Source organism: Slackia equolifaciens (assembly GCF_003725995.1).
GTDB lineage: Bacteria > Actinomycetota > Coriobacteriia > Coriobacteriales > Eggerthellaceae > Slackia > Slackia equolifaciens.
Genome location: NZ_QIBX01000001.1, coordinates 226,329 through 243,381, shown reverse-complemented (window position 1 = coordinate 243,381; position 17,053 = coordinate 226,329). Strand labels below are relative to the sequence as shown.

Sequence of the window (17,053 nt, the reverse complement as noted above, 5' to 3'; positions counted from 1 at the left end):
GCGCTTCGGATGTGAGCGTGCATGCGAAAGCGACAATGGATGATGCTCTCGGGGCTCTGGGCAGATTCTACGGCTATTCCGAGTTTCGCCCCGGCCAGGCAACGCTCATCCAGGCGGTGCTTGAGGGGCGCGACGCGTTGGGGATCATGCCCACGGGCGCCGGCAAATCGCTGTGCTATCAGATTCCCGGCATCGTGCTGCCCGGATTGGCGCTGGTCATCTCTCCTCTTGTATCGCTTATGGGCGATCAGGTTCGCGCGCTCATAGACGTTGGCGTGCGCGGCTCGTATCTCAACTCCACGCTTACGCCGGGACAGCAGCGCACGGTGATGCATCGCGCCGAAGAAGGCACATATAAAATCATGTATGTGGCTCCGGAACGCTTATCTGACCCGCTGTTTCGCGAATTCGCATCTCGTATCACCGTTCCTCTGATTGCCATCGACGAGGCTCATTGCGTGTCGCAGTGGGGCCAGGATTTTCGCCCTTCGTACCTGATGATTCGGGATTTCATCAATGGGCTGCCTCAACGTCCGCCGGTTATCGCGCTTACGGCCACGGCGACCGACAATGTGCGCGACGATATCGCAGAGCTTTTGGGCCTGCGCGATCCGGAGACGGTCATCACCGGTTACGATCGTCCCAACCTGCGGTTTTGCGTGGAAAAGCTGAGCCCTAAGCAAAAGCGCTCGCGCATTGCGGGGTACATCGCCGAGCACTCGAGCGAAAGCGGCATCATCTACTGTTCCACACGCAAGGCGGTTGAAGAGCTGACGGCGTGGCTCGCCGGGCAGGGCATTTCGGTGGCGCGCTACCATGCCGGGATGGCGTCCGATGATCGCCGCGCAAGCCAGCAGCGCTTTATTGATGATGACGCGCTGGTCATGGTGGCCACCAACGCGTTTGGCATGGGTATCGATAAATCCAATGTGCGTTACGTGATTCACTACAACATGCCCAAGAGCATTGAGGCGTACTATCAAGAGGCGGGTCGAGCCGGGCGAGACGGCGAGCCTAGCGAGTGCTTGCTGCTTTGGAGCGACGGAGATGTGAACACGTGCCGTTATTTCATTGAGGAAGGCGCGGGCAATGGGGAGCTAACCGATGAGGAGGCGGAACGTGTGCGCGCGGGCCAGCGCCGCATGCTGGAAGCAATGGTGGGGTACTGCCATACCACGGGGTGTCTGCGCCGGTATATTCTGAACTACTTTGGGGATGAGGGTGATACATCGGCCTGCGACGGGGCGGAGGGGGCTCCACGCGCAGTTCCGCACGAGCCGAACGCCCCAGTGGGGCGTTCGTGCGAGTCAGGACTGTTTGAGCATGGAGCCTCTTCCGCCCCGTCGCCAATCGGGTGCGGCAACTGCTCCAATTGCCTGGGCGAATTCGACTCGGTGGACGTGACCGAAACGGCGCGGCGGTGCGTGCAGTGCGTGCGCGAGGTCAATGGTTCGTTCGGCAAGAGCATGGTGGCAGATATCGTGCGCGGCTCCAAGGCGGCGCGCCTGCTTGAGCTTGGGCTTGACCGTCTGGACTCCTACGGTACGGTGAGCGATTCGATATCGCAGGTCAAAGAGGTGATAGAGCTGCTTGCGGCGGAGAGGCTGCTTCAGGTATCCGATGGCACGTATCCTGTGGTTGGCTTAGGCCCCCGCTGCTTTGAGGCAGATGCCGATGATTTTGAATTCACCATGAAACGCATGAAGGCGAAAAGCCCTGACTCCCGTGCGATGGGCGAGGTCGGGGCGCGTTTTGGGGGCCACGCATTCGGCTCGGCAGGGTTCTCGGCGGGCGATGACGCGCTGTTCGAGCGTTTGCGCGCACTGCGCAAGCGTATCGCCGACACCAACGGCATCCCGCCTTATGTGGTGTTCTCGGACCGTACGCTGCGCGACATGTGCGTGCGCCGTCCCAAAGATCGCCTCGAGTTCCTCCAGGTAAACGGCGTGGGCGAAACCAAGCTTGCCCGGTATGGTGAGACGTTCATGGAGGAGATTGCCGCTTTCCTGCAGGAGGCGTAAGGGCGCATCATGCGTGCTGCCTGCCGAAATTCATGTCGCGCACGATGCACTCGTTGCGCCGTCTTTTGATCCCTTACCAGGAAGGATACGTGTCGTCGAGCCGTGCGGCATTGTCGTGGATCCGCTCGATGAGGGCGGCAAATCCTTGGCGCTCTTCGGCAAATGCTCCGCTGGCAGATTCTTGCGCGAGCTGAAGAGCGCCGTCGAGCGTGGCGGTGCCCATGTAGTCGGAATTGCGCAGCACCATGCTGCACTCGATGACGGCTGCGGCAAATTGCCAGTCGGTGCCGGGGCTGGTCGAAAAAGCGGATGCATCCACTACGGCTTGCTGCTGTACGGATTCATTTCGACCGGCGGGTTTGTAGCGCACCGAACAGGTGAGCCATTCGCTTTCGAGCGAGCCGTCGATAAGGATACCGGCGGCTTCGGCGTTTTCCTGCCCCGCCTTGGGCGTCAGGGCGGCAGATCGGGCCGCGGCGGATGAATCGGGCTCGACTTCGGTGGCAAATGCGGTTTCGGTTGCCGCAGCTTCCGGATTCGCATCGCGCCAGCTGCCGCTGCTGCCGCTCGCGCCGTCTTTGCCGCTCATGCCGCCGTATTTGAGGGCGGGTTCATCTATCTCGAACGACGAACCCGCGGGCACCACCTCGTACGCCACGGTGAACTGGTGGCCCGCGCCCACTTCTCCCGCATCTGCGGCATCGTCGGTGAAATCTTCCGCCGCGAGCGTGCGGTTTTCATACCCTATCAGCCTATACGCCTTTACTTGCGCGGGGTTGAACTCCACCTGCACCTTCACGTCGTCGGCAAGCGGAACAAAGTTGCTCCGCAGGTCCTCGCCGAACACGCGTTTGGCTTCGTCCAAGCAATCGATGTAGTGGTACGTGCCGTTGCCGTGATCAGCTAGGACCTCCATCTTGGTGTCTTTGTAGTTGCCGCTGCCAAATCCCAGTACGGAAAGGTATACGCCGCTTTCGCGTTTCTGCTCCACGAAGTCATGCAGATCGCTTTCCGAAGTTATACCCACGTTCAGGTCGCCGTCCGACGCCATGACGATGCGGTTCACGCCGCCTTCGATGAAATTGCGTTCCGCTACTTCGTAGGCGGTTGCTAGCCCCGCCTCGCCATTGGTGGAGCCATAGGCAACCAAACCGTATACGGTGTGCATGATGGCATGTTGATCGGCGCCTGACGCGCCTTCCAGCACAATGCTTTCATCGCCCGAATACGTGACGATAGACACGCGGTCACGTTCGTCGAGCTGCTCCACCAGCTTGCCAAGCGCTTCCTGAAGCAGGGGAAGCTTATCGTAGCTATCCATCGATCCCGATGTGTCGATAAGGAACACCAGGTTGGTGCCTTGCGGGTCGGCCGCCTCGCGTGCCTCGGTGGAAAAGCCCATCACGAGCAACAGCGTTTCTGGGTTCCAGGGGCACACGCCTGCACGCGCCGTGACGCTGAAAAGGTTGTCGTCTGTGGGCGAGGCGTAGTCGTAATCGAAATAGTTCAGCATCTCTTCGGTGCGGATGGCCCCGGCGGGGACCATATCGCACGTTGCTCCATCGGTCACCATGCGCCGCAGATTGCAATACGACGCCGTATCCACATCGGCGGAAAGCGTGGAGAGCGGCTGTGCGGCAACCGAGATGAACCCCGGCTCGTCACGGTAGGCGTATTCTTCGGTGTTGAAAGGCGTGTAGGGTTCGGGTGCGTAATAGCTTTCGGTCGCACTGGCCGTAGCGCTCGATGAGCCTCCCGATGTGGAGGCGGAATCACCCAAGGGGGCGCCTAGCAGCGAGTCGTTCGCGGAGGTGCTACTGGTGAGCGCCGAGCACCCAAGCCAGATAAGAGCGCCTGCAGCAAGCAGCGTGCATGCGGCTATGGCGAGGGCTTTTATGCTGCGATGGGATTTGACGGGCGTATTCTCGGACTTCATGGCATCCCCTTTCGCGTTGACCGCTTTATGGGGAATACGATTGAGCGTGCGATTTTGTCGGGCGAGAGGGGCAGGAATTAAGTTTTGTTTCTTTGTCGCAGCGCCTGTTCAGGGTTTGGGGCGGTCGCTGCTCTGCCACAGCCCTTCTCCGAGGTTTGGGTTTGATCGGCTATGCGGGTTGCGCGAAAAACAGCTGGCTTGAATCATCGAAAGACACCACGTAGGGGTAGGGGCTTTCGCTTGTACTTTCGTATACGTGGCATTCGGCGGTCTCGCCCAGATCGTTTGAAGCCGTGGCCGTTTGTGGTTTGCTTGCGATATCGCTTTGCGCGGCGGCAATTGCGACGCCGTACTCGTCATGCGCGATTTCAAGCTCGATACCCGAATCAAGCGCAATATGGGGATAACGAACGTCCTGGTCGGAGGAGAGAAGTGTGCTGTTGGGCTCGCCGCTTTCGGCGTTCGTCGAGCTGCTGGCTGAATCGGAGGAATCGGGTGCGCTTGCTTCCTCGTTCGCCGAACCGTCCAGCGCCGCTTCCAGATTCTCGTTTTCGGCCGAAGATGCTGCCGACTGGCTCGAACCGGCGCTTGCGCCTAGCATGCTGGAAGGCTGGCCCATGGTCACGAGCACGCCGATGCCGATGAAAGCCGCTGCAAGGCATGCCGCGAGGGCAATCGCCGCTCGCTGGGCTTTCGTTCGCGCGGGGCGCACTTGGGCGTGGATCCTGCGATGCGCGGCTGCTCCGTTCGTTTTGTATCCGGCGTTGACTTGCGTGTCGGCGAAGCGAGCTTGCTGGTGATTTGCGGCGCTCCGCGCGTCCTCTTCGCTCTTTTCCGCCTGCATCTCTTGCGCTGCGATCAAAGCGGCGAGCATGCGCTCTTCTGCCTGAACGCTGGGCGTCATTCTTTCGTAGGCCTCGCGCACGCGCGCGTTCAGGGGGGCGTCGCTTAAGGCGCGATCGCGTTCCATCGCATCTTCCGCTCGGCGTTTCTTGTCGTCGAACCGTCCGGTCATAGCGCATCCCTCCCTTCTTTCGTTAGCGTTCTTTTGAGCATTCCGCGGGCGTCACGCAACCGGTTGCGCACTGTGGAAGGCGGCGTGTCCGTGATGCGTGCGATTTCGTCGGTTTTGTACCCTTCGTAATAATGCAGGTATACGCAGTCCTTGTATCGCTCGGGTAGGGAGAGCACGGCCTGCGTCACGTCGTCGAACTCGTGCGCGTCACGAATGTTGCCGTCGGGCATGTCTGCCGGCATCTCGTCGCGGCGCTTGACGCGAGCGCTTTTCAGCATGTCTTTGCACAGGTTGGACGTGCATCGAATGAGCCACGCCTTCTCATGCTCGACGCTCTGAAAGCTTCGCGGTGCGTTTATCAGCTTCATGAACACGCTCTGCGTAGCGTCTTCCGCGTCGGCCGTCGAGCCCAGGTACGAGTACGCAAGCCGATACACCATCTTTACGTGGCGGCGATAGATGTCCGTTATGTCGGTGCGACTGGCCAGGTTTTCTCCTTTGCGCTTCTGCGCCTAATACGATTCAGCTCGTGCGATTGTCGGGTAATTTCGTCATTTCCGTCAACCATGAAGCAGCGGGCGGCACTTCGTGGCAGGCGCTCGCTTCGGTGCGGTCGCCGCGAAGGCATGGCATATTGCGCCTTGAAATAAGAACATATGTTCGTTATTATAGATATGACTGGGAAGCCCCTAACCACGTTTTGTGGGACAGTCGAAAATGAGTCGGCAGCGAAAGGGGCAATTATGAGTTGCAAATTATGCGTTCGGTCTCGCTTTTACTACTATCTAATAGTAAAATCGTTCGTGTCGAAGCGGTGATCGCTATGGAGATACGCTTCTACAAAAATGTGAACGGAAATGCTCCTGTGGAAGAATACCTGGATGGACTGCCTCGAAAACTCAGGGAGAAAACGTTGCGGAGCATCGCTCTTCTCAAAGCGTACGGGCATGCTCTTCGCGAGCCGGAATCCAAATATTTGGAAGATGGCATTTTCGAACCGAGGTCTACGTTTGGGGGAGATACGGGAAGAGTGCTCTATTTCTTTTTCCATGAAGGCAGCGCGGTTCTCACCCATGGGTTTGAAAAGAAAAGTCGAAAAACTCCGCGCAGTGAAATAGAACGCGCTAAACGTTATCGTCGTGATTATTGCGCTCGGCATGATGGATGCGGTGGATGCTCGTGAGGAGAACTTTATGGACGATTTTGAACGCTATCTAGAAAAGCAGCTGCAAGATCCAGGATTTCGCGCGGAATGGGAGGCGGGTGAGCCCGAATTCCTTGCCCGAAAGGCTGTCATAGAGGCGCGTCTCGCCGCTCGTCTTTCCCAAAGCCAGCTCGCAGAGGCCTCGGGCGTTGACCAGCGCGTCATTAGTCGCATTGAAACGGGCACCTCCGGGGCAACCTTGCGTACTCTCGGTCGCATTGCGAAGGGGCTGGGAAAGCGTCTGGACATTCGTTTCGTGTGACATTCGAGCTGCATGTCGATCATCGAGCAATCTTATGGTGAGTGCCCGCATAGTCCATCCGCCTTTTGCACTGGGACGCTTGTCGCGGAGTTTGCGCGACTTTAACCGAAGGATGCGCATCGGGCGCTTCGCTTTGCTATGATAAAGCGGTTATTGTCTGGGCGGGTGAAACCAATGTTTCGTTCGCCCCCCAACGATGGGAGTGCAGCCCGTTTACGCGATGTGCTCCGCGAGGCGCTACCGCTTGAGCCGCACCCATGCGTAGGAGGATTATTCATGACCCAATATGTAACCGAAAAAGACGTGCGTGACATGGCCGCTTACGCACGCGTCGGCCTGGACGAGCGGGAACTTGTCCAGATGACCGAGGACTTAAACAGCATCATCGACACGCTACAGCCTATCAGGCAGTTTAATCTTGAGGGCGTGGAGCCCACGTTCCACCCCATTGGAAGCTTGTCCAACGTGATGCGCGAGGATGAGGAGCAGCCCTCGTTCACACAGGACGAGGCGCTTGCCAACGCCCCCAAGCAACAGGACGGCAGCTTCCTTATTCCGGCGATTCTGGGCGGAGGCGATGCATAATGGCAAACGTTTTTGAGATGGGCGTGCGCCAGATTCGCGCAGGCCTTGCAGCAGGAGATTTCTCCGCCCGTGAGCTGGCGCAGGAGTCGCTTGCCCACATTGCTGCGCAAGACGGACGCGTGCATGCGTTTCTGGAAGTGACCGAGCAGGCAGCGCTCGATGCCGCGGCCCAGGTTGATGCCGCCGTGTCAAACGGCACGTTCGACCAGATGGGCCCGCTTGCCGGCGTGCCCGTGGCGTTCAAGGACAACCTCAATCTTAAAGGCACTCACACCACGTGCTCGTCGCGCATGTTGGAAAACTACGTTTCGCCCTACACGGCTACATGCGTAGAAGATATGCTTGAAGCCGGCGGTATCCCGCTGGGCAAGCTCAATATGGACGAGTTCGCGTTTGGCTCGTCCACCGAAACCTCCGCGTTCGGACCCACGCACAACCCGTGGGATCTGGAGCGCGTGCCAGGCGGAAGCTCGGGCGGAAGCGCGGCGGCGGTGGCGGCCGGCATGGCATGCGTCACGCTGGGAAGCGATACCGGTGGATCCATCCGCCAGCCTGCCAGCTTTTGCGGCATCGTGGGCGTGAAGCCTACGTACGGCATGGTCTCGCGCTACGGCGTGGTGGCGTTCGGCAGCTCGCTCGACCAGGTGGGCCCGTTTGCTCGCAGTGTTGAGGACGCAGCCTTCGCCATGCAGGCCATCTGCAAGCATGACCCGCGCGATTGCACGTCGCAGCAGGTTGAAACCGACTTCTTGGGTGCTATCGCCCAGGGCGCCGAAAGCGTGCGCGGCATGCGCGTCGGCCTGGTTCGCGCGTTCATGGATGCCCCCGGTCTTGCTCCTGAGGTGCGCACAAAGCTCGAGGAGGCGGCCCACGTGCTCGAGGACGCGGGCGCCGAAATCGTGGAGGTTGAGCTTCCGCATGCAAACGCCGCCATTAGCGCCTACTACGTGCTAGGGCCGTGCGAGGCGTTCTCCAATCTGGCGCGCTTCGATTCGGTGCGCTACGGCTATGCCGACCCGGGCCACAAGGATTTGGGCAGCCAATACGAGGCAAGCCGTGCGGCGGGCTTTGGCATGGAGGCCAAGCGTCGCATCCTTCTGGGCAGCTATCTGCTTTCCGCCGGCGTGTACGATCAGTATTACTATCCCGCGCAGCAGGTGCGAACGCTTATCACGCAGGACTACGTGCAGGCGTTCGAGCGTTGCGACGCCATCCTGGCTCCAGCAAGCCCACGCACCGCGTTCAAGTTTGGCGAGATTAGCGATCCTGCAACCATGTATCTTTCGGACATGTTCACCATCTCCATCAACATCGCTGGCAACGGTGGCATGAGCGTGCCGTGCGGTTTGGGTGAGGAGAGTGGCCTGCCCGTGGGCATGCAGGTTATTTCGCCCGCGTTCAAAGACGAGAACATGTTCCGCGTGGCGGCGGCGCTTGAGGCCACTTATGGCAAAGCGCCCGTCGCGCCGGGCTTTTGTCCGACAGAGGGCTAAAGCGATTCTGTTAACGCAGCGGAAGGACTCGGCGTCGTTCACAAAGCGAGTTCCGCACGAGCCGAAAGCCACTCAATGTGGCTTTCGAGCGAGCAGGACTGTCTGAGCGACTGAATGATGTCGAGGCCTTCCGCGGACGAGTAGAAAGCACGTACTTATGCGCAAGCTCGAAGATGTGTTGCAAGACTGGGAAGCGGTCATCGGCCTGGAGATTCATGCCGAGCTGACCACGCTCACCACCAAGATGTTCTGCGGCTGCAAGCTGGAGTTCGGCGCCGCGCCCAACACGCACACCTGCCCGGTGTGCCTGGGGCTTCCCGGTGCGCTTCCGGTGCCTAACAAGGCTGCCATTGAATCCATCGTGCTGGCCGGCCTTGCCACCAACTGCGACATCGAAAAGCACTCGATGTTCTACCGCAAGAACTACATGTATCCCGACATGGCGAAGAACTTTCAGACCACGCAGGGGCCTATCGCCTTCTGCATGCGCGGCCATCTCGATTTGCAGGTGGATGGTCCCGGTGCCAAGGAGCGCATCGACCTGGGCAATCTCAAGCCCGGTGAGAGCGGCGCGCCCGGCACCACGGCGGCAAACGTCACGCGCACCGAGGACGGCTATGTGGCGCACGTGGGCATCACGCGCATCCATATGGAGGAAGACGCCGGCAAAATGGTGCACATCGGCGGCGACGAGGGCCGCATTGCAGGTGCCACGCACTCCCTGGTTGACTACAACCGCGCGGGCACGCCGCTCATCGAGCTGGTGACCGAGCCCGATTTGCGTACGCCCGAAGAAGCACGCCTGTTCATGCAGAAGCTGCGTCAGATTTATCTGGCCATCGGCATTTCCGATTGCTCGATGGAGGAAGGCAGCCTACGCTGCGACGGCAACGTGAGCCTGCGCCGCCGCGGGTCTAAGGAGTTCGGCACCAAGACCGAGCTCAAGAACATGAACAGCTTCAAGAACCTCCACGATGGACTGGCGTATGAGATCTGCCGTCAGGCTGAGGTGCTTGAAGAGGGCGGTACCATTTATCAGGAAACCCGCCATTGGGATCCTTCCGCCAAGCGCACCATCGTGATGCGCGTAAAGGAGACGGCCGACGATTATCGCCTGTTCCCTGAGCCCGACCTGGCGCCTTACGATCTCACCGATGAATTCATCGAGGGCGTGCGCGCCAAGCTGCCCGAGCTGCCCGACCAAAAGGCCAAGCGATTCGAGGAGACCTGGGGACTCATTCCGTATGATGCGCGCCATCTGGTGGAGCACCGTGCGACCGCAGGCTTCTTTGAGCAGGCAATGGGAGTTGCCGGAAAAGATGCAAAGAAACTCGCCAAACCGCTTGCGAATCTCGTGCTTAACGACATCAGCGCCCGCATGAACGCCGATGCGTCGTTCGACCTGCTGGATTGTCCGCTCACTCCCGAGCGGGCCATCGAGCTGGTGCGCCTGCTTGCCGATGACGCTATTTCGTCCAAGCAGGGTCGTGAAGTGCTTGCCGCCGTGTTCGACGAGGATAAAGACCCTGTCGCTATCGTGGACGAGCGCGGCATGAAACAGGTGAGCGATACCGGCGCTATCGAAGCCGTGGTCGATGCCGTTATCGCTGCACATCCCGACGAGGTGGCGCGCTACAAGGAAGGCAACGCAAAGCTCATCGGATTCTTCGTGGGCCAGTGCATGAAAGAGATGCGCGGTCAGGGCAATCCCAAGATGATCAACCAGCTGTTGGCGAAAAAGCTGGCTGAATAGCAATCGGCACAGCACACGCGGCGCGTGTCGTCTGAATGCGCGTGTTACGGGTCGACCGGATTCGGTCGACCCTTTTTGTGCGACACCCTTGGTGAGCTTCGCCCGCAAGCCCCGGAAAATGCCTCGCCGCCTTGCCGGCAATAGGCATCGATGATCCCAACTTCATGCCGCAGATATGTCACGGGCTGACGCTTGCCATGCACGAAATCGGCTTATTCCGATTCGCGTTGCCCTATATGGTGGGATAATGGTTTACTACGGTCAACGAATTCGACGAATGGACGGGGCTGACATGGGCGGAATAAGCGTGTTGGTTATGCTGGGCGCAATGGGATTTTTCGCGTTCATCTTCTTGGCGGCTGTCGCGCTTTTCCTCGCTGCCGTCGTGCTTACTATCGTGTTCGCCGCGCGTACCAAAAAACGTCGGGCGCAAGGTAAAAAGCTCGGCGGGCTCATCGCGCTCCCGATAGTGTTCTATGCGGTCAGTGTTCCGATTCTGGTGTTTATGGCGGTAGCAGTATTCATTCCTGCGACGTATGCAGGCCTGACCACTGATTATGACGATTGCTCGGTCGCCATCGTGGGCCATGACCTAGAGCGCCTTGATCAAGCGCTCGACGCTTCCGATTTGCAGCTGGGCGACGAGGGCGCCGAATCGTATCGAAATCTGCTTCGTACGGCGATAACCTATGGCGATGCGGAGTGTGCCGAGGTGGTGCTTGCCGATGCGCACGACAAGGGCAGGACGATCGATCTGAATGAGCCGCTTGTGCGATATGACACAGAAGGCAACGCAGCCGATTCCGAATACGCCCTGATCATGGCGACGTCTATCTCGTTCAGCTCGCTGGATATGGTTGAACTGTTGTTGGACAATGGCGCCGATGCTAACGTGGCAGATGCATGGGGCAGGACGCCGCTGCACAATGCCTGCACGGATCTTTGCACTCTTGGTTTGGGGTCTGACAAAAGCAGTGCGACTCTCGACGATACCGATGCGGCTATCGACCTGCTGCTTTCTGCGGGAGCCGATATTACGGCGCAGGATCAAGACGGTCTAACGCCTTGGGACCTCTATCGTCAGACGCTGCGGGAATACGTCGATGAGGGCTCTCTTACGCAGGAAGAAGCTCTCGACCATCTTTCCGAACGTGCGAATGTGTTGGAGCCGTAGCGCACAATCGCGGCTTCGGCTTCTTTCGCCTCATCATGTATGGGAAATCCCCAAAAACCTTACGCCAGATATTAGCTGGCAGCTAATGAAATCGCCCGTTCGATTCCCTAGCATTAGATGCGTTCTCGCGAGGAGCAGGTTAATGCGCGTAGGCTAGGAGAGTAATTCGGATGAATTCGGCGGTTAATCAGGCGCCAAAAGGCGTATCGGCAATGGCGGTCGTAGGGCTTGTTCTAGGCATTTTCGCCCTCATCAGTTCATGGGTGCCCATCGTTAACAATCTATCGTTCATCGTGGGCGTATTGGGTCTGGTGTTTTCAATCATTGGAACGGTTGCTGCCAGTCGGGGCAAAAGCACGGGCAAAGGGTTGGCTGTTGCTGCGCTCATCATCAACATCATTGCGTGCGTTATCGTTCTTGCCACGCAAAGCTTGTTCGCCGCAGCGCTTTCTTAGCGGGGCATTAGCTTGAAGAGTCACGAAAGACGGTTCGTGGTGCGCGTCTGAGCTGGCGTGCTTCGGGATTCATGATTTTGATTAAAGGAGTTTAGGGATGAAGAAACGTGTTATCGCAATTGCCAGCACGATTGCTTTGACGGGGTGCCTGGGTCTTTTCGGCTGCGGCGGGGATGAGCCGGCGGCCTCTGCGGACAACGAGAGCGCTCAAACCGAGGGTGCCACCGAGGCTGCGGAGTCTGCTGAGGAGGCTCCTGCTTCCGACTACGAGGTGACCATTGACGGCGCCGAAGTGATGGAGGATTACGAGGGCAATCCCGCCGTTGTTGTGACGTATAGCTGGGTCAATAACTCTGAGGAGGCTACGAGCGCGGCCGTGGCGCTCAATGCCAAGGTGTTCCAGAATGGCGTTCAGCTTGAGCCTGCCGTCGTGTCTGAGGATATTGAGGGCGATGGGTATATGGCAGAGGTGAAGCCCGGGGCGGGCACATCGTATGGTCTGGCATATGTCCTTGACGATCAGTCCGACATCACTGTGGAGGTGTCTGAGCTCATCTCGTTCGATGACACCGTTCTGGCAGAAGCGACGTTCAGCGTTGCCTAGCATGGAATTATCTAAACTGTATGCAGGAAGTCCCGTTTCTGGGACTTCCTTCTCATGCATGCCTTTGTACAATGATGAAAACAGGTGAAGGAAAGCGAAAGCGAAGGAAGCGCCGCGTGAAGGAGCCGTTGACAGAGGAGTTGCTCGCAGAATTGCTGGATGCGCCCGATCCGGCGTCGTTCGCCGATGCGCGCAATATCACGCAGCGCTCGCTTTCGGCATACTTGCAGCAGCTGCTTGATGAGAAAGGTTTGGAGCGGGCCGATGTAGTGCGAGCCGCCGGCCTCAACGAAACGTTCGGCTATCAAATATTCATGGGGCAGCGCCATCCCAAGCGTAACAAGGTGCTGCAGATTGCTTTCGCCATGCGCTGCACGCTCAAAGAGGCAAATCGCATGCTGCAGGCAGCTGGCGTCAATGAGCTTTACTGCAAGAATCGTCGCGATGCCATCATCATTTTCTGCCTTGACCGCGGTTACTCCCTGCAGCGTACCGATGAAGAGCTGTATCGTTTCAACGAGGAAACTATCTGCTAGAAACCGTTGGGATGGTTGTTAAGAAAAGAGGGGTTGTCATGGTCGCCTTGCTTGGCTTTGCGCCAGGACAGCATGGAAGAGCGCTTCCGTTCCGTCTGTGCTGCGAATGTGAGGGCGATCATGTTCCTGCATGCCGCGTGGTTGTAAAAAGGGTCTTCCCGCGTGCCTCCGAATAAACGAAGTCCTTCCTGGTTTGGTACTATGCCATCTATGGAAATTGACGAACTGGCAGAACATCTGAACTCGCTTAAGCGCGATGAATGCTACCGCGTTGATTCTGTGCTGAAAGAGTCTCAATTTGAAACCACCCAGAAGGTGTTTTTCGTGGGCGCGAACGGGTCCGAGCAGGGTCCTTATGTTCGCAAGTACATCAAGCGCGATGCGGGCTTGGGTTCGGCATATCGGCGGATTTTCGAGGCGCAGCGCGAAGGGCGTAGGTTCCGGCACATTCCTCGTGTAATTGATTGCTACGACGCCGATGATGCGTTGGTGGTGGTTATGGAGTATGTGCGCGGCGAAACGCTCGCCGACGTAGTGTATCGATGCGATCCTTCGTTGCCGCTTGCCATCGATGTGTTCTGCCGCCTCTGCGATGCCGTCATTGAGCTGCACGAAGGCTTTGATCCGCCCATCATCCACCGCGACCTCAAGCCGGGAAACATTATTCTTTCGCACGATAGTCTGACGATTATCGATTTTGGCATCGCCCGCGCTTTTCATGAGGATGCCGATGCCGACACCGTGCGCTTCGGCACGCGCGCGTATGCGCCTCCCGAGCAGTTCGGCTATCGTCAGACCGATGTGCGAAGCGACGTGTACGCTCTTGGCATGCTGCTATATTTTTGCCTGGTTGAAAAGACGCCCGATGCCCATGTGCGAGAAGAGGGGTTCTCTGATTCGCGAATTCCTGAGTCCGTGCGTGAGGTCATGCTGCGTGCGACCGCGTTTGACCCCGATGACCGTTATGCGAGCGTTCGTGCGCTTAAGCAGGCATTTCTTGCTGCGACGGTCTTAGCCGATCAGGCAAAAGCCTTCGTATCCAATCAAGACGCGCAAGTCCAAGAAGCTCGGCGTAAGTTTGAGCCTGCTGCTGCAAAAGCGACGCGCCAGCCGATTGCTCCACCCGTTCAGACGACTGAGTCGGGGTTCGATCAGACGAAGCGGCATTCGGCGCATCTCAACCGTATGGCAAACCGTCGGTTGAGGCTTGATTCGGTTCCCGTATGGGTTGGCGTCCTATGGGATGCATGCCTGGTAGCCATGTTGATTTCCATGGGAATTGTTGGCGTTGACCAGACAATCGTTCATCCTACGGGCGAGGCGGCATCGTATCCGGCGTGGTACAACGTGGTCGAATACGTTGGCATCATGATTATGATGTGCGGGTTTGCATTCGCCCTGTTGGATAAACGCCTAATCGCTCGGCTTGTGCCCGCCGTTCGATATGTGCAAGGCGGGCGCGGGGTGGTGATAGGGGTCGTTACGGCATTGGCGTCGCTTGCCTCCGTGGTTGTTGTAGGCACAATCATGCTGCTTGTCACTCAGCATCCGTGACACGCGACGGGCGGCAGCGCGAGGGCTATGAAGCGCAATCTGACGTGTAAACGTTGCGCCCGAGCGTCCCTCGTTCGCGTACGTTGGTTGACGATGCCGGAAGCGGGTCAATCCACATCTTGGATGAAGGGCTCGGGAATGCAATATCGCGCGTTGGGTAATGTTTCCGGAAACGTATACGGTAATCACGCGTTGAATAACGGTTCCGGAAGCGCGCCTTGGGAGGCGGATTTAGGTGCACCAGCATTCGGGATGCTTCCATCATGCGTTGGATAGCGGCTCCAGAAACGCGGCAGTCACACATCGGATGGCAGCGTCGGAAGCCGCTCGGTGATTTTGACAGTTTTCTTGAGTATGTAATCCATTTAAGCGTGCAAATCAGGCCATTCTGCCAGTTTTCTTGAGTATGTAATCCATCGGCCAGAATTTTAGGACGATTGGCTGGTCGTTTTTTCGCTATCGAGCTGCTTATAAGGCGTTTTTAGGCTTCGATTGCGCTTTTTGACGCCAGTTATTTGGCGGCGAGGACAGGTGTGCTGCCAAAAATAACCAGCGATGGATTACATACTCAAGAAAACTGACCTGATTGCTGATCGACTGCAGCGATTTGGGTTACATACTTGAGATAACTGCCAGAGAGGACGAATGGGCCACAAAGGGGGCTGCAGCAGAAGCCTCAAAAGCTTCATACATATGCAAAACAACGCCCCGAACAGCTGCTCGGGGCGTTGTTTTGCAGGAATTCTGCTACATTGTTCAATCGAAGGGGCTTTTGCATCGGCCTCCTTGCTTACGAACTGTGGCGAGCTTCAAGCGGACTCTTATGCGAAGAACGCGTTGTAGATCTCGCTTTCGGCGCTGGAATCGATCGTCCAGGTGCCGTCCACGAGCGTATAGCCGAACTCGCACGACGTTGCTTTGGGCTCGGTCTCGTTAATGGCTTGCATCATGATTTCACCGATTTTCGCATTGATTTCTTCCGTGGACATATCCAGGACTTCGTCGCTTTCTCCGAATTCGGCGGAAAGCTCCTCGGCGCGTGCCGTGGCGTCGGTAAACGTCTTGCAGGTCATGGTTACGGCGGCGGTGGCGGTATTACCATCCTCGGCGACGCTTATCGAGTCAACCGTATAATCGAAGCCATCAAGCAGCGAGGCGACGAAATCGCTGTTGGAGACGCCATATTCATCGAGCCCGGCGCTCTCGACGCTAGCAGTGAGTTCGTCCATAACCTCTTGGTCGTGGTTCTTGATGGGGTCGAACTGCGCAGCAAGGTCGGCTCGGATGGCATCCTCGGGCGCCTCTCCCGAAGAGCAGGCGACAAGCGAGAGTCCCGCGGTCAGCGTTAGTGCCGCAATCAGGGCAACAAGGATTTTCTTTGTCTTGGACATTGCATCCCCTTTCGTCGGCGCGGACCCCTTGCCGCGCGCGACCTCATTATACCGTTGAGGTGCCTGTTGCGAGTCCGGCGCCCAAGCGGTGGTTTTTGCATGTGGCGAGCGGGCTGCATTCCGTGAAAGGATGGTGGCAGGTAGCCCTTCCAGGCTGAGGCAATTACAGAGCGGTGGCATTGGGGAGGGTCGGCTGGAGATTAGCTATGCGCTCTTTCAGGCGGGATGTTCAGTCAATGCGGGGGGGGTGTTCCTATAGTTCCGTCAACCCCTAGGTTTCGTTCCCTGGACGGAATGGGGCGGTGGCGACAACAGGGAAAGCCAAGCAGACGAGAATGTCCAGTCAATGCGGGGGTTGTCGTCTGATTCCCAGCCAAAGCCGATTCCCCGGCGAAGCTGGCTCGCGACCAAGCTCGCATTCCATTCGATGCGAGTTTGACGGTTCGCGGCAGATTGTGCTTGCGTTCTGCGTTATGCATGCCTGAGATACTCTAAGATGCGACAATGAAGCGCAGTGTCATGAGGAAAGGTGCGTCGATGAAGAAGGTAAATCCCGAGCACGTGGAGCGGGTTATCGAAATGGCGAACAAGAGCCCGTTTCTCAATCATATGGGCATTCGCATGGAGGAGATGCGTGATGGGTACGCGCGCTCGGTGATGCCCGTAGGCAATTTGCTGAACGCATTCGGCGGCATCCATGGCGGTGCCTATGCAGCGCTGCTGGACAATGTGACCTACTGGGCGCTGTACTGCAGCGTGGAGGAAGGCATGGGCTATACCACCATCGATCTTACGGTAAGCGATCTGCGCTCGACGAAGGCCGGCACAGTGGTGTGCGAGGGCCGCGTCATCAAACACGGACGCACTATCAGTCTTACCGAGGCCGAGGTGCGCGACGAATCGGGGAGGCTCTTGGCGCATGCGACCTCCAAGCTGTTTGCGTCTCCCACCATCCAGCCTATTTCGGCGGCGGTGGAGGCAACGGGCTCTGACCCGCTTCCGCCGAAGTTTATCGAGGTGGACTAGGTGCCTTTTAGCCTAGGCGTCTTTTGAACTAGGCGCTCTTTTGG

16 protein-coding genes are annotated in these 17,053 nt (G+C 58.1%); 12 read left to right on the top strand and 4 right to left on the bottom strand.

Going from position 1 to position 17,053, the window contains the following annotated elements; all coding sequences use genetic code 11:
- The first annotated feature begins 35 nt into the window (after positions 1-35).
- Positions 36-2,021: a RecQ family ATP-dependent DNA helicase gene (locus DMP06_RS00980; protein WP_123207873.1), complete on the top strand. Its 1,986-nt coding sequence runs from the start codon at positions 36-38 to the stop codon at positions 2,019-2,021.
- A 73-nt stretch (positions 2,022-2,094) separates the two neighbouring features.
- Here the strand turns inward: DMP06_RS00980 and DMP06_RS00975 are convergent, their stop codons facing one another.
- The 3 genes from DMP06_RS00975 to DMP06_RS00965 form a co-directional block, all read right to left on the bottom strand.
- Positions 2,095-3,957: a vWA domain-containing protein gene (locus DMP06_RS00975; protein WP_123207872.1), complete on the bottom strand. Its 1,863-nt coding sequence runs from the start codon at positions 3,955-3,957 to the stop codon at positions 2,095-2,097.
- Between the two features lie 169 nt (positions 3,958-4,126).
- Entirely contained in the window at positions 4,127-4,972 is an 846-nt protein-coding gene (locus tag DMP06_RS00970; protein WP_123207871.1) for a hypothetical protein, read from the bottom strand.
- Positions 4,969-5,433, bottom strand: coding sequence for an RNA polymerase sigma factor (locus DMP06_RS00965; protein ID WP_274542713.1), 465 nt, complete (start codon positions 5,431-5,433; stop codon positions 4,969-4,971). Before DMP06_RS00965 ends, DMP06_RS00970 begins: the two co-directional genes overlap by 4 nt.
- A 296-nt stretch (positions 5,434-5,729) precedes the next feature.
- Between DMP06_RS00965 and DMP06_RS11855 the strand changes: the two genes are divergently transcribed.
- From DMP06_RS11855 to DMP06_RS00915, 10 genes are all read left to right on the top strand, one after another.
- A complete protein-coding gene (locus DMP06_RS11855) occupies positions 5,730-6,155 on the top strand; it encodes a type II toxin-antitoxin system RelE/ParE family toxin (protein WP_380783337.1) in 426 nt (141 codons plus the stop codon).
- Positions 6,112-6,438: a helix-turn-helix transcriptional regulator gene (locus DMP06_RS00955; RefSeq protein ID WP_148042471.1), complete on the top strand. Its 327-nt coding sequence runs from the start codon at positions 6,112-6,114 to the stop codon at positions 6,436-6,438. Before DMP06_RS11855 ends, DMP06_RS00955 begins: the two co-directional genes overlap by 44 nt.
- Positions 6,439-6,714: 276 nt before the next feature.
- Complete coding sequence (gene gatC, locus DMP06_RS00950) at positions 6,715-7,023, top strand: Asp-tRNA(Asn)/Glu-tRNA(Gln) amidotransferase subunit GatC (RefSeq protein ID WP_123207868.1); 309 nt, start codon at positions 6,715-6,717, stop codon at positions 7,021-7,023.
- The gene (gene gatA / locus DMP06_RS00945) at positions 7,023-8,516 is read left to right on the top strand and encodes an Asp-tRNA(Asn)/Glu-tRNA(Gln) amidotransferase subunit GatA (RefSeq protein ID WP_123207867.1); all 1,494 of its coding nucleotides are present in this window, start codon (positions 7,023-7,025) and stop codon (positions 8,514-8,516) included. Before gatC ends, gatA begins: the two co-directional genes overlap by 1 nt.
- A gap of 157 nt (positions 8,517-8,673) precedes the next feature.
- The gene (gene gatB, locus DMP06_RS00940; protein ID WP_123207866.1) at positions 8,674-10,269 is read left to right on the top strand and encodes an Asp-tRNA(Asn)/Glu-tRNA(Gln) amidotransferase subunit GatB; all 1,596 of its coding nucleotides are present in this window, start codon (positions 8,674-8,676) and stop codon (positions 10,267-10,269) included.
- 292 nt (positions 10,270-10,561) lie between these two features.
- Positions 10,562-11,443, top strand: coding sequence for an ankyrin repeat domain-containing protein (locus DMP06_RS00935; RefSeq protein ID WP_161957771.1), 882 nt, complete (start codon positions 10,562-10,564; stop codon positions 11,441-11,443).
- A 212-nt stretch (positions 11,444-11,655) separates the two neighbouring features.
- A complete protein-coding gene (locus tag DMP06_RS00930) occupies positions 11,656-11,898 on the top strand; it encodes a hypothetical protein (protein ID WP_123207864.1) in 243 nt (80 codons plus the stop codon).
- Between the two features lie 97 nt (positions 11,899-11,995).
- Entirely contained in the window at positions 11,996-12,502 is a 507-nt protein-coding gene (locus DMP06_RS00925; RefSeq protein ID WP_123207863.1) for a DUF5067 domain-containing protein, read from the top strand.
- 116 nt (positions 12,503-12,618) lie between these two features.
- Positions 12,619-13,038, top strand: a complete 420-nt coding sequence (locus tag DMP06_RS00920; protein ID WP_123207862.1) for an XRE family transcriptional regulator — start codon at positions 12,619-12,621, stop codon at positions 13,036-13,038.
- Between the two features lie 210 nt (positions 13,039-13,248).
- Positions 13,249-14,592, top strand: coding sequence for a serine/threonine protein kinase (locus DMP06_RS00915; protein WP_161957770.1), 1,344 nt, complete (start codon positions 13,249-13,251; stop codon positions 14,590-14,592).
- 821 nt (positions 14,593-15,413) lie between these two features.
- Here DMP06_RS00915 and DMP06_RS00910 read toward each other — a convergent pair.
- On the bottom strand, positions 15,414-15,983 hold the full coding sequence (locus DMP06_RS00910; protein WP_123207860.1) for a hypothetical protein: 570 nt from the start codon (positions 15,981-15,983) through the stop codon (positions 15,414-15,416).
- Between the two features lie 537 nt (positions 15,984-16,520).
- Here DMP06_RS00910 and DMP06_RS00905 point away from each other — a divergent pair.
- Positions 16,521-17,009 (top strand): PaaI family thioesterase, encoded by a 489-nt coding sequence (locus tag DMP06_RS00905; protein ID WP_123207859.1) that lies wholly within the window; start codon positions 16,521-16,523, stop codon positions 17,007-17,009.
- The last annotated feature ends 44 nt before the right edge of the window (positions 17,010-17,053 follow it).

What these genes read in the sequence shown, in the direction of transcription:
- DMP06_RS00980 (WP_123207873.1), top strand. Translation starts at nt 36, where the DNA reads ATGGATGATGCTCTCGGGGCTCTGGGCAGATTCTACGGCTATTCCGAG.
- DMP06_RS00975 (WP_123207872.1), bottom strand. Translation starts at nt 3,957, where the DNA reads ATGAAGTCCGAGAATACGCCCGTCAAATCCCATCGCAGCATAAAAGCC.
- DMP06_RS00970 (WP_123207871.1), bottom strand. Translation starts at nt 4,972, where the DNA reads ATGACCGGACGGTTCGACGACAAGAAACGCCGAGCGGAAGATGCGATG.
- DMP06_RS11855 (WP_380783337.1), top strand. Translation starts at nt 5,730, where the DNA reads ATGCGTTCGGTCTCGCTTTTACTACTATCTAATAGTAAAATCGTTCGT.
- gatC (WP_123207868.1), top strand. Translation starts at nt 6,715, where the DNA reads ATGACCCAATATGTAACCGAAAAAGACGTGCGTGACATGGCCGCTTAC.
- gatA (WP_123207867.1), top strand. Translation starts at nt 7,023, where the DNA reads ATGGCAAACGTTTTTGAGATGGGCGTGCGCCAGATTCGCGCAGGCCTT.
- gatB (WP_123207866.1), top strand. Translation starts at nt 8,674, where the DNA reads ATGCGCAAGCTCGAAGATGTGTTGCAAGACTGGGAAGCGGTCATCGGC.
- DMP06_RS00935 (WP_161957771.1), top strand. Translation starts at nt 10,562, where the DNA reads ATGGGCGGAATAAGCGTGTTGGTTATGCTGGGCGCAATGGGATTTTTC.
- DMP06_RS00930 (WP_123207864.1), top strand. Translation starts at nt 11,656, where the DNA reads ATGGCGGTCGTAGGGCTTGTTCTAGGCATTTTCGCCCTCATCAGTTCA.
- DMP06_RS00925 (WP_123207863.1), top strand. Translation starts at nt 11,996, where the DNA reads ATGAAGAAACGTGTTATCGCAATTGCCAGCACGATTGCTTTGACGGGG.
- DMP06_RS00915 (WP_161957770.1), top strand. Translation starts at nt 13,249, where the DNA reads ATGGAAATTGACGAACTGGCAGAACATCTGAACTCGCTTAAGCGCGAT.
- DMP06_RS00910 (WP_123207860.1), bottom strand. Translation starts at nt 15,983, where the DNA reads ATGTCCAAGACAAAGAAAATCCTTGTTGCCCTGATTGCGGCACTAACG.
- DMP06_RS00905 (WP_123207859.1), top strand. Translation starts at nt 16,521, where the DNA reads ATGAAGAAGGTAAATCCCGAGCACGTGGAGCGGGTTATCGAAATGGCG.